The 26,228-nt window shown below is 66.8% G+C and carries 24 protein-coding genes; 7 read left to right on the top strand and 17 right to left on the bottom strand.

Features of this window, described 5'->3' with window-relative positions; all coding sequences use genetic code 11:
* Positions 1 to 466 precede the first annotated feature (466 nt).
* Both vapC and NGK62_RS14485 read left to right on the top strand, forming a co-directional pair.
* Positions 467 to 877 carry a type II toxin-antitoxin system tRNA(fMet)-specific endonuclease VapC gene (gene vapC / locus NGK62_RS14490; protein ID WP_251878815.1) on the top strand — a complete coding sequence of 137 codons (411 nt, stop codon included), beginning with the start codon at positions 467 to 469 and terminating at the stop codon, positions 875 to 877.
* Positions 878 to 983: 106 nt separating this feature from the next.
* Positions 984 to 1,457, top strand: a complete 474-nt coding sequence (locus tag NGK62_RS14485) for a helix-turn-helix domain-containing protein (RefSeq protein WP_118931444.1) — start codon at positions 984 to 986, stop codon at positions 1,455 to 1,457.
* A 7-nt stretch (positions 1,458 to 1,464) separates the two neighbouring features.
* On the opposite strand, the gene NGK62_RS14480 is transcribed toward NGK62_RS14485, so the two are convergent.
* The 5 genes from NGK62_RS14480 to NGK62_RS14460 form a co-directional block, all read right to left on the bottom strand.
* Positions 1,465 to 2,205, bottom strand: coding sequence for a branched-chain amino acid ABC transporter ATP-binding protein (locus NGK62_RS14480; RefSeq protein ID WP_054459254.1), 741 nt, complete (start codon positions 2,203 to 2,205; stop codon positions 1,465 to 1,467).
* A 1-nt stretch (position 2,206) separates the two neighbouring features.
* Positions 2,207 to 2,914, bottom strand: coding sequence for an ABC transporter ATP-binding protein (locus NGK62_RS14475; protein WP_054459256.1), 708 nt, complete (start codon positions 2,912 to 2,914; stop codon positions 2,207 to 2,209).
* Between the two features lie 14 nt (positions 2,915 to 2,928).
* Positions 2,929 to 3,810 (bottom strand): branched-chain amino acid ABC transporter permease, encoded by an 882-nt coding sequence (locus NGK62_RS14470; protein ID WP_059373997.1) that lies wholly within the window; start codon positions 3,808 to 3,810, stop codon positions 2,929 to 2,931.
* 9 nt (positions 3,811 to 3,819) lie between these two features.
* On the bottom strand, positions 3,820 to 4,812 hold the full coding sequence (locus tag NGK62_RS14465; protein ID WP_059373998.1) for a branched-chain amino acid ABC transporter permease: 993 nt from the start codon (positions 4,810 to 4,812) through the stop codon (positions 3,820 to 3,822).
* An 89-nt stretch (positions 4,813 to 4,901) separates the two neighbouring features.
* Positions 4,902 to 5,786 (bottom strand): LysR family transcriptional regulator, encoded by an 885-nt coding sequence (locus NGK62_RS14460; RefSeq protein ID WP_353506923.1) that lies wholly within the window; start codon positions 5,784 to 5,786, stop codon positions 4,902 to 4,904.
* A gap of 161 nt (positions 5,787 to 5,947) precedes the next feature.
* On the opposite strand from NGK62_RS14460, the gene NGK62_RS14455 reads away from it, so the two are divergent.
* Positions 5,948 to 7,180 carry an amino acid ABC transporter substrate-binding protein gene (locus NGK62_RS14455; protein ID WP_088138198.1) on the top strand — a complete coding sequence of 411 codons (1,233 nt, stop codon included), beginning with the start codon at positions 5,948 to 5,950 and terminating at the stop codon, positions 7,178 to 7,180.
* A 64-nt stretch (positions 7,181 to 7,244) separates the two neighbouring features.
* A complete protein-coding gene (locus NGK62_RS14450) occupies positions 7,245 to 8,663 on the top strand; it encodes an amidase (protein WP_251878811.1) in 1,419 nt (472 codons plus the stop codon).
* Positions 8,664 to 8,726: 63 nt separating this feature from the next.
* On the opposite strand, the gene NGK62_RS14445 is transcribed toward NGK62_RS14450, so the two are convergent.
* Entirely contained in the window at positions 8,727 to 9,635 is a 909-nt protein-coding gene (locus NGK62_RS14445; RefSeq protein ID WP_251878809.1) for a LysR family transcriptional regulator, read from the bottom strand.
* Positions 9,636 to 9,782: 147 nt separating this feature from the next.
* On the opposite strand from NGK62_RS14445, the gene NGK62_RS14440 reads away from it, so the two are divergent.
* Together NGK62_RS14440 and NGK62_RS14435 are read left to right on the top strand one after the other, a co-directional pair.
* Positions 9,783 to 10,556, top strand: coding sequence for an SDR family oxidoreductase (locus NGK62_RS14440; RefSeq protein WP_059374003.1), 774 nt, complete (start codon positions 9,783 to 9,785; stop codon positions 10,554 to 10,556).
* Positions 10,557 to 10,566: 10 nt separating this feature from the next.
* A complete protein-coding gene (locus NGK62_RS14435; protein ID WP_251878807.1) occupies positions 10,567 to 10,836 on the top strand; it encodes a hypothetical protein in 270 nt (89 codons plus the stop codon).
* 53 nt (positions 10,837 to 10,889) lie between these two features.
* On the opposite strand, the gene NGK62_RS14430 is transcribed toward NGK62_RS14435, so the two are convergent.
* The 7 genes from NGK62_RS14430 to NGK62_RS14400 form a co-directional block, all read right to left on the bottom strand.
* Positions 10,890 to 12,413 (bottom strand): efflux transporter outer membrane subunit, encoded by a 1,524-nt coding sequence (locus NGK62_RS14430; RefSeq protein ID WP_251878805.1) that lies wholly within the window; start codon positions 12,411 to 12,413, stop codon positions 10,890 to 10,892.
* Complete coding sequence (locus NGK62_RS14425) at positions 12,410 to 15,523, bottom strand: multidrug efflux RND transporter permease subunit (RefSeq protein WP_059374006.1); 3,114 nt, start codon at positions 15,521 to 15,523, stop codon at positions 12,410 to 12,412. The genes NGK62_RS14430 and NGK62_RS14425 overlap by 4 nt, the downstream gene beginning before the upstream one ends.
* A complete protein-coding gene (locus tag NGK62_RS14420) occupies positions 15,520 to 18,618 on the bottom strand; it encodes an MdtB/MuxB family multidrug efflux RND transporter permease subunit (RefSeq protein ID WP_059374007.1) in 3,099 nt (1,032 codons plus the stop codon). The genes NGK62_RS14425 and NGK62_RS14420 overlap by 4 nt, the downstream gene beginning before the upstream one ends.
* Positions 18,619 to 18,631: 13 nt before the next feature.
* The gene (locus NGK62_RS14415) at positions 18,632 to 19,906 is read right to left on the bottom strand and encodes an MdtA/MuxA family multidrug efflux RND transporter periplasmic adaptor subunit (RefSeq protein ID WP_251878802.1); all 1,275 of its coding nucleotides are present in this window, start codon (positions 19,904 to 19,906) and stop codon (positions 18,632 to 18,634) included.
* 322 nt (positions 19,907 to 20,228) lie between these two features.
* Positions 20,229 to 20,981: a cell division protein ZapD gene (gene zapD, locus NGK62_RS14410; protein WP_059374009.1), complete on the bottom strand. Its 753-nt coding sequence runs from the start codon at positions 20,979 to 20,981 to the stop codon at positions 20,229 to 20,231.
* A 61-nt stretch (positions 20,982 to 21,042) separates the two neighbouring features.
* The gene (coaE, locus tag NGK62_RS14405; protein WP_118935150.1) at positions 21,043 to 21,672 is read right to left on the bottom strand and encodes a dephospho-CoA kinase; all 630 of its coding nucleotides are present in this window, start codon (positions 21,670 to 21,672) and stop codon (positions 21,043 to 21,045) included.
* 31 nt (positions 21,673 to 21,703) lie between these two features.
* Entirely contained in the window at positions 21,704 to 22,552 is an 849-nt protein-coding gene (locus NGK62_RS14400; RefSeq protein ID WP_059374035.1) for a prepilin peptidase, read from the bottom strand.
* Positions 22,553 to 22,755: 203 nt separating this feature from the next.
* Here NGK62_RS14400 and NGK62_RS14395 point away from each other — a divergent pair, with 203 nt between their 5' ends.
* Positions 22,756 to 23,535 (top strand): copper resistance protein NlpE N-terminal domain-containing protein, encoded by a 780-nt coding sequence (locus NGK62_RS14395; protein WP_059374011.1) that lies wholly within the window; start codon positions 22,756 to 22,758, stop codon positions 23,533 to 23,535.
* Positions 23,536 to 23,622: 87 nt separating this feature from the next.
* Here the strand turns inward: NGK62_RS14395 and NGK62_RS32355 are convergent, their stop codons facing one another.
* The 4 genes from NGK62_RS32355 to NGK62_RS14375 all read right to left on the bottom strand — a co-directional run bounded on the left by NGK62_RS32355 (position 23,623) and on the right by NGK62_RS14375 (position 26,142).
* Positions 23,623 to 24,039, bottom strand: a complete 417-nt coding sequence (locus tag NGK62_RS32355; protein ID WP_286012417.1) for a response regulator transcription factor — start codon at positions 24,037 to 24,039, stop codon at positions 23,623 to 23,625.
* A 116-nt stretch (positions 24,040 to 24,155) separates the two neighbouring features.
* The gene (gene panC / locus NGK62_RS14385; protein ID WP_118935156.1) at positions 24,156 to 25,010 is read right to left on the bottom strand and encodes a pantoate--beta-alanine ligase; all 855 of its coding nucleotides are present in this window, start codon (positions 25,008 to 25,010) and stop codon (positions 24,156 to 24,158) included.
* Positions 25,011 to 25,046: 36 nt separating this feature from the next.
* Complete coding sequence (locus NGK62_RS14380) at positions 25,047 to 25,937, bottom strand: segregation and condensation protein A (protein WP_059374014.1); 891 nt, start codon at positions 25,935 to 25,937, stop codon at positions 25,047 to 25,049.
* A 16-nt stretch (positions 25,938 to 25,953) separates the two neighbouring features.
* Complete coding sequence (locus NGK62_RS14375) at positions 25,954 to 26,142, bottom strand: DUF3460 family protein (RefSeq protein WP_042796240.1); 189 nt, start codon at positions 26,140 to 26,142, stop codon at positions 25,954 to 25,956.
* Between the last annotated feature and the right edge of the window lie 86 nt (positions 26,143 to 26,228).

The raw sequence follows: 26,228 nt of genomic DNA, 5'->3' as shown, positions 1-26,228 counted from the left end.
ATGGCGCAGCCAGATTAGCGCAAGGCTGGTGGTGCCGGACCGTCAAAAAATGCAAAGCCTGGCGGGCGTGGCGGCGGCGCCACGCGCCGGATCTGTGCAGCCTGACCGCCGCTCGCAACTGCACGGAAGCCGGCCCAAGCCGAACAAGGCTGGCAGCGATTTGCGGTAAGCCGTCATAGGCGGGAGACACGTGGCGCGCTATAAAAAACGGGCGTCATACATCAGTCGAGGAGAGCGCCATGAAATCAGAATCCATCTATAAAACACCCCATAGCCGCCCAGCAGACCGACGCAAAACCGCCGCCCGGCCAGGCAGTCCGGCACTGGGGTACGTCGTCGCCATCAACCAACGGCCAACGCCGGTGCCCGCCGACAGGTCCTGGGACGCCTGGTTCGCAGGCGAGTCCGTCACGGCCGACTTTCTCAACGACCGCGATCAACCCGTGGCCAGGGCAGGAGGCCGCTCATGCCGCTGAAGTTCGTGCTGGACACGAACACCTGCATCTTTGCCATCAAGAACAAGCCAGACGCAGTGCAGCAGGCGTTCAACCGGCGGCAGGGCCAGCGATGTATCAGCGCGATCACCGCCATGGAGCTCGCCTATGGCGCGGAAAAGTCCGCCGCCCCCTCGCGCAATCACGCCGTTGTCGACGGTTTCCTGCAGCGCCTGGAAGTGCTCGACTATGACCATGACGCGGCAGCAGATTCGGGTCAGCTTCGCGCGGAACTGGCGCGCGCCGGAACCCCTATCGGCCCCTACGACGCCATGATCGCCGGCCACACCCGCTCGCGCGGCCTGGTACTTGTTACCAACAACACGCGTGAATTTTCCCGCGTGCCCGGATTGCAGCTGGACGATTGGACGCTGAAACACTGAAACTGGGCCCCGTCGCCCCGCTGTCGTGCCCGTGTCGTGCCCCTGTCGTATCGCTGCGCCGCCCTATCGGCTACCTTGGTGATTCCGAACCAATGGGAATCGAACCATGCTGATTCAAAAGCTACGCCTCAAGCGCGGATGGTCCCAGCAGCAGCTGGCCCAGGCCAGCGGCCTGAGCGCGCGGACCATCCAGCGCATCGAAGCGGGCCAACCCGCGAGCGTGGAGACGCTCAAGTCCATTGCCTCGGTTTTCGAAGTCGATTTTTCCACCCTGAATACGGAGGAAACAGCAATGGATACGACAATGACAGCCGCCGAGGAGGCGGAACGGGAAGCCTTCGCCCACGTGCGCGCCTTGCGCGGCTTCTATGTGGCCTGCCTGCGCTACGCGCTGATCGCGGCGGCACTGTACGCGATCAATCTGCTGACCTCGCCCCAGCGCATGTGGTCATACTGGGTGATGCTGGGCCTGGGACTGGCCCTGGCGGCGCGCGCCATCCGGGTCTACGCGCCGTACCGGCTGTTCGGTCCCCAATGGGAAAGGCGGCAGGTCGAAAAGCGGCTGGGACGGCCGCTTTGACCCAAAGTCAATCGATCTTGTAATCCATCCACGACGCAACCATCTCGCGCAGCCCGCCGCCGTCATCGAAGGCTTCGCGCCCGCCCTCGGCCTTGTTGCGGCCCAGCTCCAGGATGTACATGTAGTCGGACACCTCGGCGCAGCGGCGCACGTTCTGGTCCACCAGCACCACCGTCATGCCCTCGTCGGCAAAGCCGCGGATCAGCGTGTAGATCTCCTTGGAGATCTTGGGCGCCAGCATGGCGGTGGGCTCGTCCAGCAGGATGACGGACGGCTCGATCAACAAGGCCCGTCCGAACTCCACGAAGCGCTGCTGTCCGCCGCTCATGCTGGAGACGGGGTCGTCGCGCTTCTGCGCCAGGATCGGGAAGCGGTCGTAGACGGAATCGATGCGCTGGCGCACCCGCGCCTTGTCCTTGCGGAACGGCCAGCAGCCCAGCAGCAGGTTGTCGTGCACCGACAGTTCGCCGAACAGGCTGCGGTGCTGCGGCACGAAAGCCACGCCGTTGCTGGCGCGCTCGTGCGAGGGTTGCGCGCTGATGTCCGCGCCGCGCAGCGTAATGCGGCCGGTGCGCGGCGGCAGGAAACCGAACATGGTCTTCAGCACCGTGGACTTGCCGGCGCCGTTGGGGCCGATGACGCCCGTCACCTTGCCTGCGCGCGCCTGGATGTTGACGTGGTTCAGGATGGTGATGTCGCCGTGGTAGGCCACGGTCACGTCTTCCAGCGCGAGTATCGACGTGCTCATGTCAGGCTCCCAGATAGGCTTCGACCACACGGGGGTCGGCGCGCACTTGCTCGGCGTTGCCCTGGCTCAGGATGGCGCCTTCGTTCATGACGATGATGTGATGAGACAGCTGGTAGATCGAGGTCAGGTCGTGCGACACCAGCACCACCGAGCAGTCGTGCTCGCCCGGCAGTTCGCGGATGACCGAGATCAGCAGCTGCGCCAGCGCCGGGTTGACGCCCGCGAAGGGCTCGTCCAGCAGCACCACCTTGGGCCGTGCCACCATGATGCGCGCCAGCTCCACCAGTTTCTGCTGCCCGCCGGACAGCTCCTCGGCGTAGTTGTGGCGCAGACGATGCAGCTCCACCTTGTGCAGCCAGTACTCGGATTGGGCGTAGCGCTCGTCGGCGCTGCGGCCGGTCTGCTGCTGCGCCACTTCCAGATTGTCCAGCAGGGTCAGCTGGCGGAAGATGCGCGGCACCTGGAAGGTGCGGCCCACGCCCAGCCGGGCGACCTCGTGGATCTGCTTGCCGGCGATGTTCTGGCCGTCGAGCTCGATGCGGCCCTCGTCCGGCGTGTAGATGCCGTTGATGCAGTTGAGCATGGTGGTCTTGCCCGACCCGTTCATGCCGATGACGCCCAGGATCGAGCCGCGCGGCACGTCCAGGTCCACGCCCTGCAAGGCCACCAGCCCGCCGAAGCGCTTCTTGAGATTGCTGACTTTCAACATGTGTCCGGCTCCTGTTAGCGCAACGCCTGGCGGCCGAAGAGTCCGCTGGGCCGGATGAAGATGGTGGCGACCATGAGCGTGAAGCCGCAGATGGTGGCGATGGAGGGATTGAAGAACACCACCGACACCTGCTCCGTGACGCCGAACAGCAGCGCGCCGACCAGCGCGCCCACCGGGTGGCCCAGGCCGCCCAGGACGATGACGATGAAGCCGATCAGCGTGTAGTCGTTGCCCATGAACGGCGAGAACGCCGGGAACACCATCGCCACCAGCACGCCGCTGGCGGCGGCCAGGCCGATGCCCAGCCCGAAGGCCACGGCCGACAGGCGTTCGGCGTTGATCCCCACGATGCGCACCGCGTCGCGGTTCATGATGATGGCGCGCAGCGCCTTGCCCAGTTGGCTGCGGTACAGGAACACCGTCAGCGCGCCGATGATGGCCAGCGCAATCACCAGCGCCAAGAGGCGCACGGTCGGGATCAGCACCGGTCCGAACTTCAGGAACACGGGTTCGATCTCATAGGGCAGCGAGCGCGCGTCGGCGTCGAACACCAGCAGCATGATGGCGCCCAGCATGATGGACACGCCGAACATCAGCAGCAGCGAACTGATCTCGGGATCGTCCGCCTTGGACAGCCGCGGAATCAGTACGAAATAGAGCAGATAGCCCGCCAGGAAGAATGCGGCGAAGGCCAGCGGCAGCGCCACCAGCGGGTTGATGCCGGCGTACTCCATCAGATAGAAGGCGAAGTACGCGCCCAGCACCAGGAACTCGCCGTGCGCGAAGTTGACCACGCGCAGCACGCCGAAGATCACGTTCAGCCCCACGCCGATCAGGCCATAGATGGCGCCCAGGATCAGGCCGTTGATCAGCCCTTGGATAATCAGTCCGGTCATGGCGGTTCCTCAGGCGATGTAGCGGCGCAGTTGCGGCTTGCGTTTGATCAGGCTGCCGACGATGCCGCGCGGCAGGAACAGCATCAGCAGCACGATGATCAGGCCCAGCAGCAGCAGGTTAACCACCGGGAATTTCTGCCAGATCATGTGGTCGATGCCCAGGAGCGCCAGCGTGCCGACGACCGGCCCGAGGATGGTGCCGAAGCCGCCCGCCATCGCGTAGATGATGCTCTTGGCGGTGATCAGCACGTGGAAGGCGTACTCCGGATCCACCACGTTCGTGTACCAGGCCTCGATGCCGCCAGCCAGCGCCGGGAACAGCGCGGCCAGCAGCCAGGCCTTGAGGCGGGTGTTGGGCACGTGGATGCCGACGCAGGCGGCCGCGCCGTCATCGTCGCGGATGGCCTTGAGCGCGCGGCCCAGGCTGGACACCGACAGCCAGGTGACGGTGGCCAGGGTCGCGCCCATCACCGCCAGCATGGCGTAATAGCTATGCGTGGGATTGTTGGCGTTGGACAGGATGATGCCCATGCTGCCGCCGGTGAAGGACTGCGGCAGGTTGGAGATCACCAGCTTGACGATGGTGGCCAGCGCCAGGCTCACGATGCCGAAGTACACCCCGCGCAACCTCAGCGTGGGCGCCAGCAGCAGCGCGATCGCCACGCCCACGCCGCCCGCCGCCAGCAGCGACGGCAGGATGGGCCAGCCCAGGATCTTGTAGCAGATGCCGGTGGCGTACGAGCCCACGCCATAGAACACCACATAGCCGAACGGCAGATAGCCGGTGAAGCCGACGCAGATGTTCATGGCGCTGGCCATGGTGATCCACAACATCAGGTAGAACGCGAACGAGATGTTCGACGTGGCCATCGGAATCAAAGCCAGGCCCGCGGCCAGGCCGGCAAAGACGATGATGGCGATGCGGGTGCGCAACCGCACTGCGCGCTGATCCTGCGCGCGATGCGAGGCGGCGCCCGCCGCCAGGACGGGACTGCTGCTCATATGTCTTCCTCCGGGCCGTTTCCGGGTTGGACGGCCGCTTTATTTGGAGGCGATTATGAACAGTTCAAACCATAACTGCAAGTTAAGGACTAACCCTTATTTTCGACCGGAAAGGCCTCGGCAAGCACCTCGCGCAGCTCGTTGATGAACTCCAGCGCGATGACCGAGGGCTCGCGATTGCTGGCATAGACGGCCGAGATATTCAGGGGAATGCGCTCGGCCAGCGGCACGATGACCACGTCCGGCATGGTGTTTTGCATGACGGTGAATTCATCCACGATGGCAATGCCCACCCCGGCGTTGACCAGGGCGCAGGCCAGCTGACTCCAGGGCACGTCGGCACACATGCGGCACGGCAGGCCCGCCTGCTCGAAGGCGCCCAGCACCAGCATGCCAAAGGGCATGCGCGTGCCCACCACGATATGCGGATGCGGCGACAGATCGGCCAGGCTTACCTCGGCACGAGCCGCCAGCGGATGCGCCTTGGGTATGGCGGCCACCATCTTTCCCACGTGCAGGGGCTGGGACATCAGGAAGGGATGATCCGCCTGCATCACCACCAACCCCAGCTCGGCCTCGCCCTGCAATACGTCGGTGATCAGCGTGGGCAGCGCCGTCGTGTTCAGCCGCAACAGCAGCTCGGGATGGCGCTGCTGGAAGCGCGCCACGGCGCGCGGCACCAGGAACTGGGCCAGGCTGGGAATGGACGCCAGCCGCAACACCCCGGTGCCGTGCTCCGCCAGCGCGTCGGCCAGGTCGTTGACGCGCTGCATCATGCGCTGTGTTTTCTCGATTTCCTCAAACAGGCTCTGCACTTGCGAGGTCGGCCTGAGCTTGCCGCGGACCCGCTCGAAGAGCGTGACACCCATGGCTTTTTCCGTATGCGCCAGCATCCGGCTGACGGCCGGCTGGGAAATGTTCAGCAGCCGGGCGGCGCCGCTGATGGACCCGGCCATGACGATGGCCCACAGCATTTCGGTCTGTCGGTAATTCAATTTATTCAAGGCGTGCGCTCCATGCCTATTTGTTATACGCTATCTCGCATGTTGAGCAAACATTGCCCAACATATGGCCTGTGTCCGATGGTCCGCCACGGAACGCGGGGCCGCATACCAAAAACGATAGGAGACCTCCCATGCACGCTAGACCCTGGCTGTCCCGCTTACCGGCGCTGGCCCTTGCCGTCGCCGCCCTGACCCCTGCCCTGGGCGCCGCCCAGACCTCGGACAAGATCCGCGTCGGCATGACGGTATCGTCGACCGGCAGTTTCGCGCTCGCCTCGCAATCGGGCGTGCGCGGCGTCGAACTGTGGGTCGACGACGTCAACCGCCGCGGCGGCATCGAAGTCAAAGGCAAGAAATACCCCGTCGAGCTGGTCAAGCTGGACGACCGCAGCGACAAGCAGATGGTGACCCGCGTTTACGAACGCCTGATTGTCGATGAAAAAGTGGATCTGGTGTTCGCGCCCTTCGGCTCCACGCTGACCGCCGCGGCCGCCACGGTGACCGAGCGCCTGGGCAAGTACCTGATGGTCTGGTCCGCCGCCAGCGACGACCTGTACAAGCAGGGCTTCAAGAACATGGTGTCCGGCACGCAGATGCCGGTGTCGGCGATGCTGCGCGCCAACATGGAGCTGGCCGCCAACCAGGGCGTGAAGAAGGTCGCCATACTGTATTCGGACGAGCCGTTCCCGGCGGGCCTGGCCGAAGGCGGCAAGGAACAGGCCGCCAAGAATGGCATGCAGGTCGTGCTGTTCGAGAAGTACCCCAAGGGTCAGAAGGACTTCAGCACCATTCTGCAGAAGGCCCGCGCGGCCGGCGCCGAAGCGCTGGTGCCGACCTCGTACGAGGGCGACCTGATCAGCATGACGCGCCAGATGAAGCAGCTGGACATCAACTTCCCGTATGTCTTCATGGTGTATGCGTCGACCCCGCAATTCCAGGCCATCGGCGCGGATTCCAACTACATCTACAGCCACACCAACTACCACCCCGCGATCAACTGGAAGGTCAACGCCGGCATGACGCGCGAGCAGTTCGCCGCCGCCTATGACCAGCGCTTCCCCAAGGCCGAGTTCCCGCCCGATTTCCAGACCGCGCTGGCCTATGGCGCGGGCGCGTTGACCGAGGAGATCGTCAAGCAAGCCGGCAGCACCGACGCCGCCGCGCTGAAGAAGGCCTCGCTGGACCTGTCCGGCAAGCTCACCGTCATGGCCGGTCCCTACGCCATCGACGAAACGGGCAAGCAGCTCTTGATGCCCTTCCCCGTGGTGCAGCTGCTGCCGGGCAAGGGCATGGTCCCGGTCTGGCCCGCCGACGTGGCCACGCAAAAGCCGGTATACCCGGCCCCCGACTGGAACAAGCGCTGATCGCGCAGGCAGGAAGGCGGCGCGCGGCAACCCGCGCGCCGCGCTGACATCACCCGAGGAAAACATGTCTGACATTGCATTTGCCACGCTCGGCGAACTTGCGCAGGGCCTGGCCGACGGCCGCTACAGCTCGGTAGAACTGGCGCGGCACTACCTGGACCGCATCGACCGCGCCAATCCGGCGCTGGGCGCCTACGTCAGCGTCGACCACGCGGGCGCGCTGCGCCTGGCCGAAGCCGCCGACGCGCGCCGCCGCGCGGGCTACGGCCTGCTCGGTCCGCTGGACGGCTTGCCCGTGGCCGTCAAGGATCTGTGCGACATCGAAGGCCAGATCACCACGGCCGGCTCGCAAGCCTGGCGCGAGCGCCGCAGCGCAACCACCGCCACGGCCGTGACCCGCCTGATCGACGCCGGCATGGTGGTGCTGGGCAAGACCCACATGGTGGAGTTCGCCTTTGGCGGCTGGGGCACCAACCCCGTCATGGGCACGCCGCGCAATCCCTGGGATCTGACGCGCGCACGCATTCCCGGCGGCTCCTCCAGCGGTTCCGGCGTGGCCGTGGCTGCGGGCCTGGCGCCGGCCGCGCTGGGCTCGGACACCGGCGGCTCGGTGCGGATTCCCGCTGCATTGAACGGCATCACCGGCCTGAAAACCACGCGTGGCCTCATCAGCCTGTACGGCGCGGTGGCGTTGTCGCACACGCTGGATTCCATCGGCCCGCTCACCCGCGACACCCGCGACTCGCTGCTGCTGACCGCAGCCATGTCCGGTCCGGACCCGCGCGACCCCGTGACGCGGGGCATACCCGTCTACCGCTACCGCGATCCACGCGCGGGCGCGAAGCCGCTGGCCGGCACCCGCATCGCCGTCATGCCGCAGGCGCAGTACCCCATCGCCATCGACGCGGCGGTGCAAGCTGCGCTGGACGACACGCGGCGCGCGCTGGCCGACCTGGGCGCGGAATGCGTGGAAGCCCCCTTCCCCTTCGATTTCCACGACATGATGTTGCGCAACGGCCTGATCATCGCCGCTGAAGCCTATGCCCAGCACCGCGATTACATCGAGGACGACAGCCTGCCGCTGGGCCGCTATGTGCGCGCCCGCGTGCTGGGCGGCAAGCAGACCAGCGCCGCCGACTACGTGCTGGCGCTGCAGGCCCATGCGCGCGCCTGCGCGGCCTGGCAGGACTGGATGCGCGACTACGACGCGGTCCTCGCGCCCTGCCTGCCGTTTGCCGCCTGCCCGCTGGAAGACGTGGACGAGGCCGCGACGCCGCTGGCCGCCTTCACCCGCCCCGGCAACTACGTCAACGCCTCCGGCCTGGCCCTGCCCGCGGGCTTTTCCGCTGACGGCATGCCCATCGGCGTGCAGCTGCTGGGCAAGCCCAACGGCGAAGACGCGCTGGGCCGCATCGGCATGGCCTTCCAGGCGGCCACCGACTGGCACCTGCGGCGTCCGGACCTGTCGGCGATCCAGTTGTAAACCCCGCGCCGCAGTTCTCGCGCCAGCAAGGCCGGCCCGTCATGGCCGGCCTTTTTCATGCCCTCAGCCCAGGCTGCAGGCTGGCCGCAGCAGCGCCTCCAACCAATCCGCGAACACCTGCACCCGCCGCGACGGCTGACGCCGCTGCGGATACAGCAAGGTCATCGGCATGGGCGCGGGCCGATGCTCCGGCATGACTTCGACCAATTCCCCCGCGGCAATCTGCGGCTGCACGTCGTAGGCGGGGATCTGGATCAGCCCCAGTCCCGCGACGCAGCTGGCGATATAGGCTTCGGCACTGTTGACCGTGACCCGCCCGCGCAACGGCGCGGTCCGGGACGCACCGCCGTCCAGCCATTCCCAGGGCGCCAGCCGGCCGGTCGACGGCGAGGCGTAGTTCACGCAAGCATGCCCCGCCGCAAGATCGTCCGGCGTGCGCGGCACGCCATGGCGCGACAAATAGGCGGGGCTGGCGACATTGATCAGGCGCAGCATGCCTATGGGCCTGGCCACCAGGCCCGAGTCCGGCAGCACGCCGACCCGCAGCACGCAGTCCACCCCCTCTTCGATCAGGTTTACGGCACGATCCGTCACGCCCAGCGTGACGTCGATCTGCGGATAGGCTTCCAGGAAAGACGGCAACGCCGGCGCCACGATCAGGCGGCCCACGCGTCCGGGCACGTCCACGCGCAGCATGCCGCTGGGGCCCACCGAACTGTGGCGAAACAGGTTTTCGGCCTCTTCCATGTCGGCCACCAGGCGCAGGCAGCGCTCATAGAAAGCCGCGCCCTCCTGCGTGGGCGCCACTTGCCGCGTGGTGCGGTTCAGCAGCCGCGCGCCCAGCCGGCCCTCCAATTCCTGCACGGCGGCGGACACCGTGGAGCGCGGCAGGCCCAGCGTATCCGCCGCACGAGAGAAATTCGCGCACTCGACGACACGGGCGTAAACCCGGAACAGGTCTATGCGGTCCATGGGGCGGTTGGCTCCTGCGAGGGCGGGCCTCACTGTTCGTAATTTCTGGATAGAGATGCCAGAAATAGTAGTTTTATGCGGATTTTGTGGAATATATCATCGTCTGCACTAGGGCTCGCATCCGGCGGCCCGATAGCGGAGAGGACCATGGCAGACCACGGAATCAAAGGCAAAACCGTCATCATCGCGGGCGGCGCGAAAAACCTGGGCGGACTGATCGCGCGCGATCTGGCGCAGCAAGGCGCGCGCGCGGTGGCGGTGCATTACAACAGCGCGGCCACCAAGGCCGATGCGGACGCGACGGTCGCCGCAGTCAAGGCGGCGGGCGCGCAGGCCATTGCCTTGCAGGCCGACCTGAGCTCGGCCGGCGCGATGGAAAAGTTGTTCGCCGACGCGGTGGCCGCGGTGGGACGGCCGGACATTGCGATCAATACCGTCGGCAAAGTGCTGAAGAAGCCCTTCACCGAAATCACGGAAGCGGAATACGACGAGATGGCCGCGGTGAACTCGAAGTCCGCCTTCTTCTTCCTGAAGGAAGCCGGCCGCCACGTCAATGACAACGGCAAGATCTGCACGCTGGTCACATCGCTGCTGGGCGCATTCACGCCTTTCTACGCGGCTTACGCCGGCACCAAGGCGCCGGTGGAGCACTACACCCGCGCCGCCTCCAAGGAGTTCGGCGCGCGCGGCATTTCGGTGACGGCGGTAGGCCCCGGCCCCATGGACACGCCGTTCTTCTATCCGGCGGAAGGCGCCGACGCGGTGGCGTACCACAAGACCGCAGCCGCCTTGTCGCCATTCTCGAAAACCGGGCTTACCGACATCGAGGACGTCGTCCCCTTCATCCGCTTCCTGGTGTCGGACGGCTGGTGGATCACCGGCCAGACGGTGCTGATCAACGGCGGCTACACCACCAAATAGGAGGGACGCCATGCACGTACTGTTGACCATCGTCGGAGGCCTGCTGCTGCTGGCCGTGTTCGCGCTGTTCGGCAAGCAATGGGGCGGCGACGCCGCCGGCTCGATCGCCGCGGCCAAACTGTTCCTGCCCGCATGGCTGCTGATGGCTATCGTCAACATGTGGGTCGGCGTCACGCGCGCCGGCTATACGGTGCGCGAGGAACTGCCCATCTTGCTGCTGGTGTTCGCGGTGCCCGCCGCGGCGGCCTGGCTGCTCATCGCCTTCCTGCCGCGCGCGTGAAACGCTGGCGTTGACCGCGCCGGCGCTCCATCACGCATCCGCGCGGCCCGACCTCAGGGCTGCGCGGGAGCCGCTGCCGCAGGCGTCGCCTGATTGTCCGCGCGCGCTTGCGCTCCCGCGGCAGGCAGCCCTTCCCAACCACCGCCCAGGGCCACGATCAGATTGACGCTGGCCGCGAAGCGGTTGCCCAGCAGGCTCAGCGCATTGCGTTCGCTGTTGAGCGCGGTGGCGTCCACCACCGCCACGCTCAGGTAATCGACCAGACCCGCCTTATATTGGTTCTGGGTCAGGCGCAGCGATTCGCGCGCCGCTTCGAGCGCACGGCGCTGCACCACCTGCTCGTTCTCCATGACGCGCAGCTGGATCAGATAGTCCTCGACCTCGCGCAGTCCGGTCAACGCCGTCTGGCGGTAGGCGGCCGCTTGCGCGTCATAGGACGCACGCGCCTGCTCCACCTGCGCCTCGCGCGCGCCGCCATCGAATATCGTCAGCGCCAGCGCCGGTCCCAGCGACCAGAACCGCGCCGGCGCCGTCAGCAGTTCCGCGAACTGGCCGTTGCGGAAACCGCCATCGGCCGACAGCGTCAGGCTGGGGAACCACGCGGCCTGCGCCACGCCGATCTGCGCATTGGCGGCGGCTGCGCGGCGCTCGGCCGCGGCCACGTCGGGCCGGCGTTCCAGCAGTTCGGACGGCAGGCCCACGGGGATCTGCGGCAGTTGCAGCGCGAACACCGTGGGCGGCAGGCTGAATTGCGACGGCGCCTGGCCCATCAGCACGGCGATGGCATGTTCGAGCTGGCCACGCTGCCAATCGAGGTCGATCGACTGCGCGCGCGTGCTTTCCACCTGCGTGCGCGCCACGGCCACGTCGGCCTGCCCCGCCACGCCCACGGCGTAGCGGTTCTGCGTCAGTTGCAGGGATTTCTCATAAGCCGCCACCGTAGCGTCCAGCAGGCGCTTCTGTTCGTCCAGCACCCGCAATTGCAGATAGGCCTGCACCAGCGCGGCCTGCGCGCTCAGGCGCGTGGCGCCCAGGTCGGCCAGGCTGGCCGCGGCGCTGGCTTCCGAGGATTCCACGCTGCGCCGCACCCGTCCCCACAGATCCACTTCCCAACTGACGTTGCCGGTCAGCGAGTACTGGTTCGAGACGTTGCTGCCGGACGACGACGTCGAGCCGTTCTGCCCGCCGCCGCTGCCCGAGCGCGTCATGCCCGCGCCCGCGCCTACCGTGGGGAAGAAGCCGGCGCGCGCGCCGCGCACCAGGCCCAGCGCCTGCCGGTAGTTGGCCTCGGCCTGGGCCACGGTCTGGTTGGACGCGTTCAGGCGTTCCACCAGGCCGTTCAAGGTCGCGTCGTCATAGACCTGCCACCATGCGCCGCGCTCGGCCTGGTCCTGCGGCCGGGCGGGCTTCCAGCCGTCGACCTGGTCCTGGCCTTCCTTGTAGGCCGTGCCCACGTCCAGCGCCGGGCGCTGGTAATCGGGGCCGACCGCGCAAGCGCCCAGCAGCGCGCACAGCGCGGCCACGGCGATGCTGCGGGGAAGGAACAGGTTCGGAACAGACTTGGCGTTGCGCATCATGTGGGTTCTATGGGAGCGGAGGACCCGTTCCTGGAAGCGCGCTTGCGCGCGGCCCAGAGACGGAAGCGGTCCAGGTAAAGATAGACCACGGGCGTGGTGTACAGCGTGAGGATCTGGCTCAGGACCAGGCCGCCGACGATGGTAATGCCCAGCGGCTGGCGCATCTCGACCCCGGCGCCGGTGGCCAGCACCAGGGGCAGCGCGCCGAAAATGGCGGCCATGGTCGTCATCATGATGGGGCGAAAGCGCGTCAGGCACGCCTGGAAAATCGCATCGCGCGGGCTCATCCCCTGAGTGCGCTCGGCTTCCAGGGCAAAGTCCACCATCATGATGGCGTTCTTCTTGACGATGCCGATCAGCAGGAACACCCCGATCAGCGCGATCAGCGTGAAGTCATAGCGCACCAGCAGCAGCGCCAGCAGGGCGCCCAGACCGGCGGACGGCAAGGTCGACAGGATGGTCAGCGGATGCACGAAGCTCTCGTACAGGATGCCCAGCACGATATACATGGTGACCAGCGCCGCGAGGATCAGCCAGGGCTGCTGCGCCAAGGTCTGCTGCAAGGCTGCGGCGGTGCCCTGGAAGCCAGCCTGGATCTGGTCTGACGGCAGCCCGATGCGCGCCACCGCCGCGTCGATGGCGCTGGTCGCCTGGCCCAATGACACGCCGGGCGCCAGGCTGAACGAGATGGTGTCGGCCACGAACAGCCCCTGGTGCTGCACGCTGAGCGGCGCGTTGGCGTTTTCCAGGCGGGTGAAAGCCGACAGCGGCACGCGCGCGCCGGCCGCGGTGATGACCTCTACCTGCCTGAGCGATTCGATGTCCTGCGCGAACTTCGGGTCCACGCCCAGCACCACGTGGTACTGGTTCAACGGTCCGTACATCACCGACACCTGGCGCTGGCTGAAGGAGTTGTTCAGCACCGTGGAAATGGTGGACATGCTTACGCCCAGGCGGGTCGCGGCCTCGCGGTCAATCACCAGGTTGATCTGGCGGCCCTTGTCCTCGACGTCGGTGTCCACGTCGGTGATCTCGGGAACCTGCGCCATGGCCTGCTGCACCTTGGGCATCCAGGTGCGCAGCAATTGCAGATCGCCCGACATCAGCGTGTAGTCGTACGAACCCTGGCTGGCGCGCCCGCCGATGCGGATGTCCTGCTGCGACACCAGGAACATGCGCGCGCCCGGCATGTTCTGCAGCTTGCCGCGCAGCCGGTTGATGACCACGTCCGCCGAGACCTTGCGCTCTTCCAGGGGCTTTAACTGGATCTGCATGAAGCTGCTGTTGCTGCCGCCGCGTCCGCCCGCGTAACCCGTCATGCTCTGCACCGCCGGATCGGCCAGCACCACCTTGCGCAGCGCCTCCAGCTTGGGCAGCGTGGCCTGGAACGAGGTGCCCTGGTCGACCCGGAAAAAGCCCAGCAGTTGGCCCGTGTCCTGCTGCGGGAAGAAGCCCTTGGGCACCGCGGTGTACAGATAGACGTTCAGGCCCACGGCAACCGCCAGGATCAGCATCATCAGGCGGCTGTGCGTCAGCGCCCAGCGCAGGCTGCGGCGGTAGCCGTCCAGCATGGACTCAAAGCCGCGCTCCGACCAGCGCGCCAGCCGGCCCGGCGGCTTCTCGTCGGGAGCTTCCTGTCGCAACAGGCGCGCGCACATCATCGGCGTCAAGGTCAGCGACACCACCAGCGACACCATGATGGCGGCCGACAGCGTCACCGCGAACTCGCGGAACAGCCTGCCGACCACGCCGCCCATCAGCAGGATGGGGATGAACACCGCCACCAGCGACAGGCTCATCGACAGCACCGTGAAGCCCACTTCGCGCGAACCGCGCAGCGCCGCGCGCATGGGCGACATGCCCCGCTCCACATGGCGCATGATGTTCTCCAGCACCACGATCGCGTCGTCCACCACGAAGCCGGTCGCCACGATCAGCGCCATCAGCGAAATGGTATTCAGCGTGAAGCCGCAGAGGTACATGATGCAAAAGGTGCCGATCAGCGACACCGGCACCGCCACGCTGGGAATGATGGCCGCGCGCCAGCGCCGCAGGAACAGCAACACCACCAGCACCACCAGGCCCACGGCAATGATCAGCGTCAGCTCGGCCTCGTGCAGCGAGGCCCGGATGCTGGGCGTGCGATCCTGCGCCACCGTCATGTTGACGTCCGCCGGCATCAACGCCTGCAGGATGGGCAGCTGGGCGCGCACCGCATCCACGGTTTCGATGATGTTGGCGTCCGCCTGGCGCCGCACGATCATCAGGATGGCCTTGCGCTCGTTGAAGAAACCGGTCTGGTACAGATCTTCGACCGAGTCTTCCACGCGGGCCACGTCGGAGACGCGCACCGGCGCGCCGTCCTTCCAGGCGACGATCAGCGGTCGGTATTGCTCGGCGCGGCTGAGCTGGTCGCTGACCATGATCTGCCAGTGATAGCGATCGTTCTGCAATACGCCCTTGGGGCGGTTGGCGTTGGCATTGGCCAGCGTGGCGCGCAGCTGGTCCAGCGACACGCCGCGGTTGGCCAGCGCACCCGGCAGCACGGTAACGCGCACCGCCGGCAGCGAACTGCCGCCCACCGTCACCTCGCCCACGCCGTCCACCTGCGACAGTTTCTGCGCCACGATGGTCGAGGCGATGTCGTAAAGCTGGCCCTGGCTGAGCGTGTCGGACGTCAGCGCCAGGGTCATGATGGGCGCCGCGGAGGGATTGGCCTTGTGGTACGTGGGATTGCTGCGCAGGCTGGTCGGCAAGAGCGAGCGCGCCGCGTTGATGGCGGCCTGCACGTCGCGGGCGGCGCCGTTGATGTCGCGCGACAGATCGAACTGCAGCGTGATGCGGGTCGAGCCCTGCGAGCTGCTGGACGTCATCTCGGTCACGCCGGCGATGCTGCCCAGCGAACGCTCCAGCGGCGTGGCCACGCTGGACGCCATGGTTTCCGGACTGGCGCCCGGCAGGCTGGCCGACACCGAAATGGTGGGAATGTCCACTTGCGGCAACGGCGCCACGGGCAAAAGGAAGAACGACAGCAAGCCTGCCAGCACGACCGCCAGGCTCAGCAGCGTGGTCGCTACCGGCCGGGCGATGAAGGGTGCCGACAGGATCATGACGCGTCCCCCGCCTGCGCCTGATCCACGCCGCGCCAGCGGCGCGACATGCGGTCGAACATCAGGTAGATGACCGGCGTGGTGAACAGCGTCAACACCTGCGACAGCAGCAGCCCGCCCACCATCACCAGGCCCAGCGGCTGGCGCAGCTCGGCGCCCGTGCCGGTGGACAGCATCAGCGGCAGCGCCCCGAACAGGGCGGCCAGCGTGGTCATCAAGATGGGCCGGAAGCGCAGCAGCGCCGCCTCATGTATGGCCGCGCGCGGGCTCAGGCCGCGCTTGCGCTCCGCGTCCAGCGCGAAGTCGATCATCATGATGGCGTTCTTCTTGACGATGCCGATCAAGAGAATGATGCCGATGATGCCGATCATGTCCAGCTCGGTGCCGCTGATCAGCAAGGCCAGCAGCGCCCCCACGCCGGCCGAAGGCAGCGTCGACAGGATGGTGATGGGGTGGATATAGCTTTCGTACAGCACGCCCAGCACGATGTACATCGTCACGATGGCGGCCAGGATCAGCCACAAGGTGCTGGACAGCGAATTCTGGAACGCCAGCGCCGCGCCCTGGAAGCGCGTCTCGACGCCCGTGGGCAAACCGATGTCGGCCTCGGCCGCGATGATGTCCTCCACCGCGCCGGACAAGGAAGCCCCCGGCGCCAGGTTGAAGGACACGGTCACCATGGGGAACTGGTCCAGCCTGTTGACGGCCAGTATCGTCTTGCCTTCGCTGATGTGCGCCACCGACGACAGCGGCACCTGCGCGCCGGTCGAGGTAGGTACGTGGATCTGGCCCAGCGAGGCAGGCGTCACCTGGAATTGCGGCTCGACCTCCAGCACCACGCGGTACTGGTTGGATTGCGTGAAGATGGTGGAAATCAGCCGCTGGCCGAAGGCGTTGTAGAGCGCCTCATCGATCACCGCCGCCGTGATGCCCAGCCGCGACGCGGCGTCGCGGTCGATCTCGACCCAGGTCTGCAGGCCGTCGTCCTGCAGGTCGTCGGTCACATCCTTCAGCCCGGGCACCTGGCGCAGGCGGTTCACCAGCTTGGGCGTCCATTCGCTCAGCACCTTCAGGTCGGGATTGGACAGCGTCATCTGGTACTGCGTGCGGCTTACGCGGTCCTCGATGGTCAGGTCCTGCACCGGCTGCATGTAGACGGTCAGGCCATCCTGCTTGGCCAGGGCCTGCTCCAGGCGCCCCATCACCGTGCGCAGGTCGCCGTTGCGCTCGGCTTGCGGCTTGAGCGCGATCTGCATGCGCCCGGCGCTGAGCGTGGCGTTGCTGCCGTCCACGCCGATGAAGGACGATACGGCCTGCACGTCGGGATCTTCCAGCACCAGGCGCGCGGCCGTGCGCTGGCGCTCGGCCATGGCCGGGAAGGAAATCGACTGCGGCGCCTGCGTGATGGCCTGGATCAGGCCGGTGTCCTGCTGCGGGAAGAAGCCCTTGGGAATCACCAGATACAGCAGCACCGTCAGCGCGAAGGTCGCCAGCGCCACCAGCAGCGTCAGCGGCTGATGCCGCAGCACGACCTGCAACCAGCGGTCGTAGCCGGCAATGACGCGGTCGATGAAGGCGCCGGTGACCTGATGGAAGCGGCCGTGCTTCTGCTCCGACTCGGCGCGCAACAGGCGCGCGCACATCATGGGCGTCAGGGTCAGCGACACCACCAGCGATATCAGGATGGACACGGCCAGCGTGATGGCGAACTCGCGGAACAGCCGCCCCACCACTTCGGTCATGAACAACAGCGGAATCAGCACCGCGATCAGCGAGAAGGTCAGCGAGATCAGCGTGAAGCCGATCTGCGAGGCGCCCTTGAGCGCAGCCTGCAGCGGCGTTTCGCCTTCCTCGATGTGGCGGGCGATGTTCTCGATCATGACGATGGCGTCGTCCACCACGAAGCCGGTGGCGATGGTCAGCGCCATCAGGGTCAGGTTGTTGATGGAGAAACCGGCCAGGTACATGATGCCGAAGGTGCCCACCAGCGACAGCGGCACGACCACGCTGGGGATCAGCGTGGCGGTCAGGCTGCGCAGGAACACGAAGGTCACCATGACCACCAGGGCCACGGCCAGCATCATCTCGAACTGCACGTCGGCCACCGAGTCGCGGATGGTCTGGGTGCGGTCGGACACCACGCTCACGTCCAGGGTCGCCGGCAAGGCGGCGCGCAGCTGGGGCAGCAGCGCCTGGATCCGGTTGACCACGTCGATCACGTTGGCGCCCGGCTGGCGCTGGATATTGAGCAGGATGGCGGGCTTGTCGCCGGCCCAGGCCGCCTGGCGCGTGTCCTCGGCGCCTTCGACGGCGCGCGCCACGTCGGACAAGCGCAGCGGCGCATTGTTCTTGTACGCGATGATCAGGTCGTTGTAGTCGGTGGGCGTCTTGAGCTGATCGTTGGCGTTGATGGTGGTGGAGCGCTGCGGCCCGTCCAGATTGCCCTTGGGCTGATTGACGTTGGCGCCGACGATGGCCGTGCGCAAGTCCGACATCGACAGGCCGTTGGCCGCCAGCGCCTGCGGATTGACCTGCACCCGCACCGCCGGCCGCTGGCCGCCCGCCACGCTGACCAGGCCCACGCCCGGGATCTGCGACAGCTTCTGCGCCACCCGCGTATCCACCAGATCGCGCACTTGCGGCAGGGGCATGGTGGGGGAAGTGATCGCCAGCGTCAGCACTGCGGCGTCCGCCGGATTCACCTTGTTATAGGTCGGCGGCACCGGCAGGTCGCTGGGCAGCAGGTTCGAGGCGGCGTTGATCGCCGCCTGCACCTGCTGCTCGGCCACGTCCAGCGGCAGGGTCAGGTTGAACTGCAGGGTGATGACCGAGGCGCCGCCCGAGCTGGTGGACGACATCTGGTTCAGGCCCGGCATCTGTCCGAACTGCCGTTCCAATGGCGAGGTGACCAGCGAGGTCATCACGTCGGGGCTGGCGCCGGGGTACAGCGTCACCACCTGGATCGTCGGATAGTCCACTTCCGGCAGGGCCGAAACGGGCAGCAGCCGGTAGGCGATGAAACCGGCGATCAGGATGGCCACCATCGACAGCGTGGTGGCCACCGGACGCAGAATGAACAGGCGCGACGGACTCACGGCAATTCCTGGCTTACTTCGACGGCGGCGTGGTGCCGGCCGGGGCGCCGGCGCCCAGGTTCTTGTTGGGGGAGCCCGGGACGGTCTCGGCGCCGCCGACCACTTCCACCTTGGCGCCCGCGCGCAGGCGGTCGGTGCCTTCGACCACCACCCGGTCGCCGGGCTGCAGGCCTTCGTTGACGGCCACCATGCCGTTGTTGACCGCGCCCAGCTTCAGCTGGCGCACCTGCACGGTATCGTCCGCCTGCACCAGGAACACGAAGGCGCCGGCCGAGCCCTGCTGGATGGCCGCGGTGGGGATCGCGGTCACGTCCTTGCGCGTCAGCACGTGCAGGCGCACGTTGACGAACTGGTTGGGGAAGAGCGCGTCGTCGGCATTCTCGAAGCGCGCCTTCATCTTCAGCGTGCCGGTAGTCACGTCGATCTGGTTGTCCAGCGTTTCCAGCTGGCCGGTGGCGATGCGCCGGGTGTCGGCGCGGTCATAGGCGTCGACGGCCAGCGTCTTGCCCGCCGCGATCTCGGCGCGCACTTCGGGCAACTGGGTCTCGGGCAGCGTGAACACCACGGAAATCGGCTGGGTCTGGGTAATCACCACCAGGCCGTTGGCATCAGAACTGGACACCAGATTGCCGCGGTCCACCTGGCGCAAACCCAGGCGGCCACTGATCGGCGCGGTGATGCGCGCGTAATCCAGCTGCAGGCGGGCGTTGTCCACATTGGCCTGGTCGCTCTTGACCGTGCCTTCGTACTGGCGCACCAGCGCGGCCTGCGTGTCGACCTGCTGCTTGGCAATCGAGTCCTGCTTGAACAGCGCCTGGTAGCGTTGCAGGTCTCGCCGCGCGTTCTCCAGCTGGGCCTGGTTCTGCATCTGCGTGCCGCGCGCCTGGTCCAGCGCCACCTGGAAGGCCCGCGGGTCCACCTGCGCCAGCAGATCGCCGGCCTTCACTTGCTGGCCTTCCTGGAAAGCCACTTCCACCAGCTCGCCGCTGACCCGGCTGCGCACGGTGACGGTGTTGTAGGCGGTGACCGTGCCCAGCGACTTCAGGTAGATGTCGATGTCCTGCTTGGCGGCGGTGGCGATGCGCACCGGCACCGCGGGGGTCATCATGGCGCCCGCTGGCGGCCGGCCGCCGGGCCGCCCCCCCGGGCCGCCTGCGGCGCCTGGCTTGGCCGCGGGCCGCAGCGCCAGCCAGGCTATGCCCGCCACAACGAGCAATACCAGCGCCAGCCCAAGCAGGCGGCGGCGGGTCCAACGGGTGGGCGGAGATACGGGACGGCTATCAGGCATGGAACAGTTCCGGCACAGGCGGAGAAAGCCGTATTGTCTACTAGACCGTCCCGGTTTCCAGTCTCGCCACCCCTAGTTGAAACTGGCCGCAACAGGAATCTGGCACGGAGGCAGGCGGGGACCAAAGCCTGGCGAAACAGGGGGACGGGTCGTGGAAATCATGGCGATGGGCCGGGTCGCCATGGCGGAACCGTGGGAAAACGGTGGCCGCGGCCCCGGGGCTGCCCTGCCGACAAATCGGGAATAGATACGGCACCGCAGGATGGGTTGCGCGCGTTCGGCATCCGCGTTCTAGCTTAAGAACGCTCGCGCTTCACCCGTCCTACGAACTGCACAGTGTCATCTGGAAGGGCACGTCGCGGGCGACCTGCTGGGGCTTGAATTCGCCGTCCTGGGTGGAAAAACGTATCCAGATCATGTACTTATTGGCGCTGATCTCGGGGAATACGCCCTGGGCGGGGTCTAGCCAGACCCGCAGCAGCTGGAACTGCTTGCCGCCCAGCATCTGCTGGTAGGCGCCCTGCTCGCCCACGATGTCCGACTTGCGGCCGGATTCGCGCAGCAGGCGCAGGGCCAGGGTCAGGCCGTCATACAAAGGAATGAAGGGTGCCACCCAGGCCTGCAGGTCGGCGCAGCGGGCAGCTTCGGATTTGTTCTGCCAGGCGAAGTACGACGGCATGTCGACCTGGGTGGCGCTGCCCGGCACGGAAAGGCGCCCGCGCAGGCTGGTCAGCCATTCGTTTTCGCGCAGGGACTGCCCGGTCTTGCCGGGCGCGGCCAGCGCCGTGGTCACCTTTTCCATTTCGCGCAGCATGGCTTCGAGCGCATCCTGCGCCACGCCCGGATGATCGCGCAACCCGACCAGCGCCATGCGCTGGCGTTCCAGGTCTTGCAGGACCGCGCCTTTCACATCGGTGCGCTCGCAGGCATCGAGCAGGTCGAACAGGGAGGTGACGGCAACCTGGTGCAGGCGCGAGTCCCCCTCGCGGGCAAAGAAGAACAACCTGTCGAACAGGTATTCCAGCCGCAGATAAGCGCGGATGCGCTCATTGAAGGGGTATTCGTAAACGATCACGCTTCTTTACAGGCCCATCTGTGTTTGGCCGGCGGGGCCAATGTTATTCAGGGGTGCCGGCCTAGCGGGGAGCTTGCCGGTCCGTCGTGCTCGCCAGCGCCAGCCAGCGGTCATGCAGGGTCTTCGCCTGCGCGCGCAGTTGTTCCGGCGTAGTGCCTGCGTCATTGACGATGACGTCGTCGGCGACTTCCAGACGGCTTGCCCGCGCAGCCTGTGCCGCCATGATACGCCGTATGGCTGGCTCCGTCAGCCCGCTGCGCTGCCGCACCCGCGCCACCTGCGTTTCCGGGTCGCAGTCCACCACGCAGATGCGGTCCAGGCGCGCGCGCCAACGCGGCAACGACTCCACCAGCAGCGGCACCACGAAAACCAGATAGGCGCCGGTCGCAGCCGCAGCCTGACGCTCGGTCTCCTGCCCGATGGCGGGATGCAGCACGGCCTCCAGCCGCAAGCGCACCTGCGGATCCGAGAACGCCTGGTCCCGCATCCACGCGCGGTCCAGCGCCCCGTCCGGCGTCAATGCGCGCGGGCCGAATTCGCGTTCTATGGCAGGCATGGCTGCACCGCCCGCGGCGGTCAGCTCGCGCGCGATCTCGTCGGTATCGACCAGCGTGGCGCCCCACTCTGCGAGCATGTCCGCCACCCGGGTCTTGCCCGACCCGATGCCGCCCGTCAGACCTATCTTCAACATACCGCCCATCCCATGGAGGACATGAACCGCCCTATTGCAAAAACTGCCCCAAGCCCTGCTCGCCGCCCAGCAACAGCGTCACGACGCCCGCCAGCGCCAGATAGGGACCAAAGGGCAACGGCTGCCCGCGGCTGGCGCGGCCGCTCAAGGTCAGCGCGCCGCCGATCAGCACGCCCAGCAACGATGCGCTCAGCAGCAGCGTCGGCAGGGCTTCCACGCCGAACCATGCGCCCAGCGCGGCGAGCAGCTTGAAGTCACCATAGCCCATGCCCTCGCGCCCCGTCAGCAGGCGAAACACATGAAAGATAACCCACAGAAAGACGTAGCCCGCCACCGCCCCCACCACCGCCATCTGCAGGCTGGCATAAGCGTCGAACAGATTGACCAGCAGCCCGGCCCAGAGCAGCGGCTGGGTCAATGCGTCGGGCAACAGCGTGGACTCGAAATCGATCCAGGCCAGCGCCACCAGCATGGCCGACAAGCCCATGGCGGACAGCGCCAGCGGCGTGGCGCCGAAACGCCAGGCACATGCGGCGAACAGCGCGCAGGTCAGCAGTTCGATGGCCGGGTAGCGCCAGCCTATGGCCGCGCCGCAAGCGCCGCAGCGGCCCCGCAGCAGCAGCCAACCCAGGAGCGGCAGCCGCCGCCAGCCGGTCACGGCGGTGTCGCAGGCGGGACAGTGCGAGGCCGGCGACCACAAGCCATAGCGGCCCGCCGCCGGCGGCTTGCCCGAGGCTTCCTGGCAGTGCGCCTGCCATTCCTGCTCCATCATGCGCGGCAGCCGGTGGGTCAGCACCGTCAGCCAGTTGCCCACGAACAAACCCGCCAGCGCCGCCAGGCCAATGAAGGCGCCCAAAGGCAGATCAAAGACATGCCGCATCGCCGTCATCCGACCGCGCGGCACCGGGCCGCAGCGGCGCCGCGCCAGGAGCTGGCGACAGTGCGCGGGGCAAGCTGGCGGCGGCCGTGTCGTAAATAGTGCATAAAGTGTTGAGGATGCCCAAGTGCGGCTAAGGGGAACGTATCGAATCTTCGCATAAGTGCGTAAAATCGGAGACAGACTCACCACACGGATAAGCTGCCATGACCGCGCGCGTAGAAATCGGTACCCGCTCCCGCAAACTCAGCGTCATGGGGTTGCTGCTCGCAGGCACCGTGCTGGGCGCAGCCGGCTGTGCCCAACAGAAAACCGAAGGCTATTACGACCCGCCCGCCGAAAGCACCGTGACCGACGCCCAGTACCAGGGGTCGGGCGCGGGATACCGCAGCATCATCCGCGCCCCGTCGCAAGTGCAGATCGCCCTCAAGCCGGACGCTCCCCGCAAGAATCAGAATCAAGCCGCACAGGCTGCAGGCGGCCAGACCACGGAAGACGGCCAGGCCGTTCCGGCGGAAACCGAACACACGGCAACGACGGCATCGGCCGCGAGCGCTCCCGTCGCCGCCAACCCGGCCGCGCCCAGCGCAGCCGTGCATAGCCTGGTGCCGCAACCGCAAACCTACATGGGCACCCTGCCTTGCTTCTCGCCCGCCATGCAGTGCACCGCGCAGCGCGTGACGCTGACGCTGGCGCCCAATGGCCGTTGGCGCGGCCGCGTGGCCTACCTGGAAAACGATCCCAAGAAAGGCCCGCCGGTCACCGAGCAAGGCTGCTGGGACGCCACCGAAGAACGCCCGCCGCGCGTCATCCTGATGGACAGCCAGGGCAACGGCCGCGCGGAATTCGTGGTTGCAGCCAACAACGTGCTGCGCGTGCGTTCCATCGATGGCCAGACGCCCAACCTGAACTACAACCTGACCCGCCAGCCGGATCTGGACCCGATCGACGAACTGGCCAAGGCGGCAGCGCCCAAGTGCCCTTGAAGACCAGCGGCGGCTGAATACGCCGCCACGCAGCCTCTACCCCCAGGCCCGACGGACATCTCGTTCGCCGGGCCTGGTGCTTTTGGGCTACCCGGCATCGGGATCCGGATCTACGCCGGAATCGGCACGCAGTGACGCGGGACTTGCCAGACATCGGTGATACTCCGGCCCTGGCGGCTCATGCAGCGTGTAGCCTGGACTGTCGATGAGCTTCCGAGGCATCGGAATCAGTGCATGCGCGCGGTCCGGTCCGGCCGCGCCAGGCACGGGCGAGGCGCCGGAACGTCCGTGTTCGCAAAGCCGGCAGGCCAGCTGCATGGCATTGCGGACTTGCAGCTTGGTGAAAATGCGGGAACGATGGGCTTCTACGGTGCGCAACGAAATGCCCAGGTCTATGGCGATGACCTTGTTGGGACGGCCGGCGGCCACGTAGGTGACGATTTGCCGTTCGCGCGGCGTGAGAGAGGAAAGAACGGCTTCCAGGTCGGGACGGGGAGCTTGCATGGGGCGGCTCGCTTGCAATGTAGGATTGCGCCGAGTCTGATCCGCCGCCCGTCACGACGTAAGCTGGTAATTCTTTCAGGGGTGGACATGAACGCCACCCCTGGGGCCTTGCCGCGTCAGGCCGTGTAGGCCAGCTCCAGATTGTCGATCAGGCGGGTCGTGCCCAGCTTGGCCGCCGCCAGCGCCACCAACGGTTCGCCGGCCTGCAGGTCGGCAGCGTCGGGACGCTTGAGATCGCGCTGGCGGCGCAGGGCCACGTAGTCAACCTGCCAGCCGCGCCGGGTCAGGGTCTCGACGGCTTCGCGCTCCAGCGCGGCGGCATCGCGTTCGCCCTGGGCCAGGCGCTCGTTGGCGTGCCGCAGCGCGGCATACAACGCAGGCGCCTCGGCGCGATCGGCGTCGCTGAGGTAACGGTTGCGGGAGGACAAGGCCAGGCCGTCGTCGGCGCGCACGGTCTCGTGGGCCAGCACTTCGACGGGCAGCTGGAACTGGCGGCACATATTGCGCACCACCATCAGCTGCTGGTAATCCTTCTTGCCAAACACCGCCACCCGCGGCTGCACGCAGGAAAACAGCTTCAGCACCACGGTGCTGACGCCTTCGAAGAAGCCCGGGCGGAATTCGCCTTCCAGGATGTCGCCCAGATCGTCGGGAGGCTGGACGCGGAAGTTCTGCGGCTCGGGATACATCTCGCGCTCGTTCGGCGCGAACAGCACGTACACGTCGCGCTCGCGCTCGAGCTTCTCGATGTCGGCGGCGAGCGTGCGGGGATATTGGTCGAAGTCTTCGTTGGGGCCGAACTGCAGGCGGTTCACGAAGATGCTGGCCACCACCGGGTCGCCATGCTGGCGCGCCAGCTTCATCAGGGACAGGTGGCCTTCGTGCAGATTGCCCATGGTGGGCACGAACGACACGCGATTCTGGCCGCGCAGGTGATCGCGCAATTCCTGGATGGTGTGTACGACTTTCAAGGAGTTTCTCCGGGGTTGGGGGCAGCCCGGTCAGGATCAGGCCGCGACCGCCGCCACGCTGGTGTAGGCCAGGCGCACATAGATGGGAGCATAGGGCTCGGCCTGCGTAATTTCCAGCAAGGACTCGCGCGCCAGTTCCAGCATGGCGATGAAATGCACGACGACCACCGCCGCGGGCGCGCCTTCGCGCACGCGTTCCATGAACAGGTCGCCGAATTCCATGAAACGCACGTCGTTCAGGCGCCGCAGGATGTGCGTCATGTGATCGCGCACGGACAGCTGTTCGCGCGTGATGTGATGGTGCTGGTTAAGCTTGGCCCGCTTCATGATGTCGGCCCAGGCCGCGCGCAGGTCGTCCACGCTGACCTCGGGCAGCATGCGCTCCACGCTCAGGTCGGCCACCGCCTGGCTGCTGACGAAGTCGCGGCCCAGCTGCGGCATCGCGTCCAGCTTCTGGGCGGCCAGCTTCATCTGCTCGTATTCGAGCAGGCGGCGCACGAGTTCGGCGCGCGGATCTTCCGGCTCTTCGCCGGTGTCGGTCTTCTTGACCGGCAGCAGCATGCGCGACTTGATCTCGATGAGCATCGCCGCCATCAGCAGGTACTCGGCGGCCAGCTCCAGATTGTGGATGCGGATCTGCTCCACATACGACAGATACTGCCGCGTGACATCCGCCATGGGGATGTCCAGCACGTTGAAGTTCTGTTTGCGGATCAGGTAGAGCAGCAGGTCCAGCGGCCCTTCAAACGCTTCCAGGAACACTTCCAGCGCATCCGGCGGGATGTACAGGTCCGTGGGCATCTGGAACAGCGGCTCGCCATACAGGCGCGCGAACGCCACGCTGTCGATCGTGTCAGGGGTGCTGTCGACGGGCGGTTCCACTAGCGCGGCCAGGGCGTCGCCCGGGACGGAAGCGTTTTGGGCCATGATTGCCGCAATGGGCTCAGTCGGCCTGGTAGACGTACGGCTTTTGCGGCACACGGGCCGCGCGGAAGCCTTCCAGCAGCTCCGAGTCCTGCGGTTTGTCCCAAAGGCGGGCGCGGCCCTCGCGCTGGCGCTCTTCGGTGCCAGGATGCGATTTCTTGTAGTCCTTCAGGAAAAGGGTGATCTCGGATTCGTAGTTGGTCGCCATGGCACCAATTTCAATGGGTTTCGGATGTAGGGAGTTTACTTCACGGCGGCCCACCCCCCGGCGTTACAATCTCGCGGCACCCATCG

Origin of the sequence: Achromobacter sp. Marseille-Q4954 (genome assembly GCF_943737025.1) — a bacterium.
In the GTDB taxonomy this organism is placed as follows: domain Bacteria; phylum Pseudomonadota; class Gammaproteobacteria; order Burkholderiales; family Burkholderiaceae_B; genus Achromobacter; species Achromobacter bronchisepticus_A.
Note: the sequence above shows the minus strand (reverse complement) of the source record. Positions and strands in the feature narration are given on the sequence as shown.

Bases quoted from the DNA above. Each gene is read 5' to 3' on its own strand.
- NGK62_RS14460 (WP_353506923.1), bottom strand. From the start codon at position 5,786: ATGCTGTGGGCCATCGTCATGGCCGGGTCCATCAGCGGCGCCGCCCGG.
- NGK62_RS14445 (WP_251878809.1), bottom strand. From the start codon at position 9,635: ATGGACCGCATAGACCTGTTCCGGGTTTACGCCCGTGTCGTCGAGTGC.
- NGK62_RS14380 (WP_059374014.1), bottom strand. From the start codon at position 25,937: ATGGCCCAAAACGCTTCCGTCCCGGGCGACGCCCTGGCCGCGCTAGTG.
- NGK62_RS14440 (WP_059374003.1), top strand. From the start codon at position 9,783: ATGGCAGACCACGGAATCAAAGGCAAAACCGTCATCATCGCGGGCGGC.
- NGK62_RS14375 (WP_042796240.1), bottom strand. From the start codon at position 26,142: ATGGCGACCAACTACGAATCCGAGATCACCCTTTTCCTGAAGGACTAC.
- NGK62_RS14470 (WP_059373997.1), bottom strand. From the start codon at position 3,810: ATGACCGGACTGATTATCCAAGGGCTGATCAACGGCCTGATCCTGGGC.
- NGK62_RS14435 (WP_251878807.1), top strand. From the start codon at position 10,567: ATGCACGTACTGTTGACCATCGTCGGAGGCCTGCTGCTGCTGGCCGTG.
- NGK62_RS14430 (WP_251878805.1), bottom strand. From the start codon at position 12,413: ATGATGCGCAACGCCAAGTCTGTTCCGAACCTGTTCCTTCCCCGCAGC.
- NGK62_RS32355 (WP_286012417.1), bottom strand. From the start codon at position 24,039: ATGCAAGCTCCCCGTCCCGACCTGGAAGCCGTTCTTTCCTCTCTCACG.
- NGK62_RS14450 (WP_251878811.1), top strand. From the start codon at position 7,245: ATGTCTGACATTGCATTTGCCACGCTCGGCGAACTTGCGCAGGGCCTG.
- NGK62_RS14485 (WP_118931444.1), top strand. From the start codon at position 984: ATGCTGATTCAAAAGCTACGCCTCAAGCGCGGATGGTCCCAGCAGCAG.
- NGK62_RS14475 (WP_054459256.1), bottom strand. From the start codon at position 2,914: ATGTTGAAAGTCAGCAATCTCAAGAAGCGCTTCGGCGGGCTGGTGGCC.
- NGK62_RS14425 (WP_059374006.1), bottom strand. From the start codon at position 15,523: ATGATCCTGTCGGCACCCTTCATCGCCCGGCCGGTAGCGACCACGCTG.
- coaE (WP_118935150.1), bottom strand. From the start codon at position 21,672: ATGTTGAAGATAGGTCTGACGGGCGGCATCGGGTCGGGCAAGACCCGG.
- NGK62_RS14395 (WP_059374011.1), top strand. From the start codon at position 22,756: ATGACCGCGCGCGTAGAAATCGGTACCCGCTCCCGCAAACTCAGCGTC.
- NGK62_RS14465 (WP_059373998.1), bottom strand. From the start codon at position 4,812: ATGAGCAGCAGTCCCGTCCTGGCGGCGGGCGCCGCCTCGCATCGCGCG.
- NGK62_RS14415 (WP_251878802.1), bottom strand. From the start codon at position 19,906: ATGCCTGATAGCCGTCCCGTATCTCCGCCCACCCGTTGGACCCGCCGC.
- vapC (WP_251878815.1), top strand. From the start codon at position 467: ATGCCGCTGAAGTTCGTGCTGGACACGAACACCTGCATCTTTGCCATC.
- NGK62_RS14455 (WP_088138198.1), top strand. From the start codon at position 5,948: ATGCACGCTAGACCCTGGCTGTCCCGCTTACCGGCGCTGGCCCTTGCC.
- NGK62_RS14480 (WP_054459254.1), bottom strand. From the start codon at position 2,205: ATGAGCACGTCGATACTCGCGCTGGAAGACGTGACCGTGGCCTACCAC.
- NGK62_RS14400 (WP_059374035.1), bottom strand. From the start codon at position 22,552: ATGCGGCATGTCTTTGATCTGCCTTTGGGCGCCTTCATTGGCCTGGCG.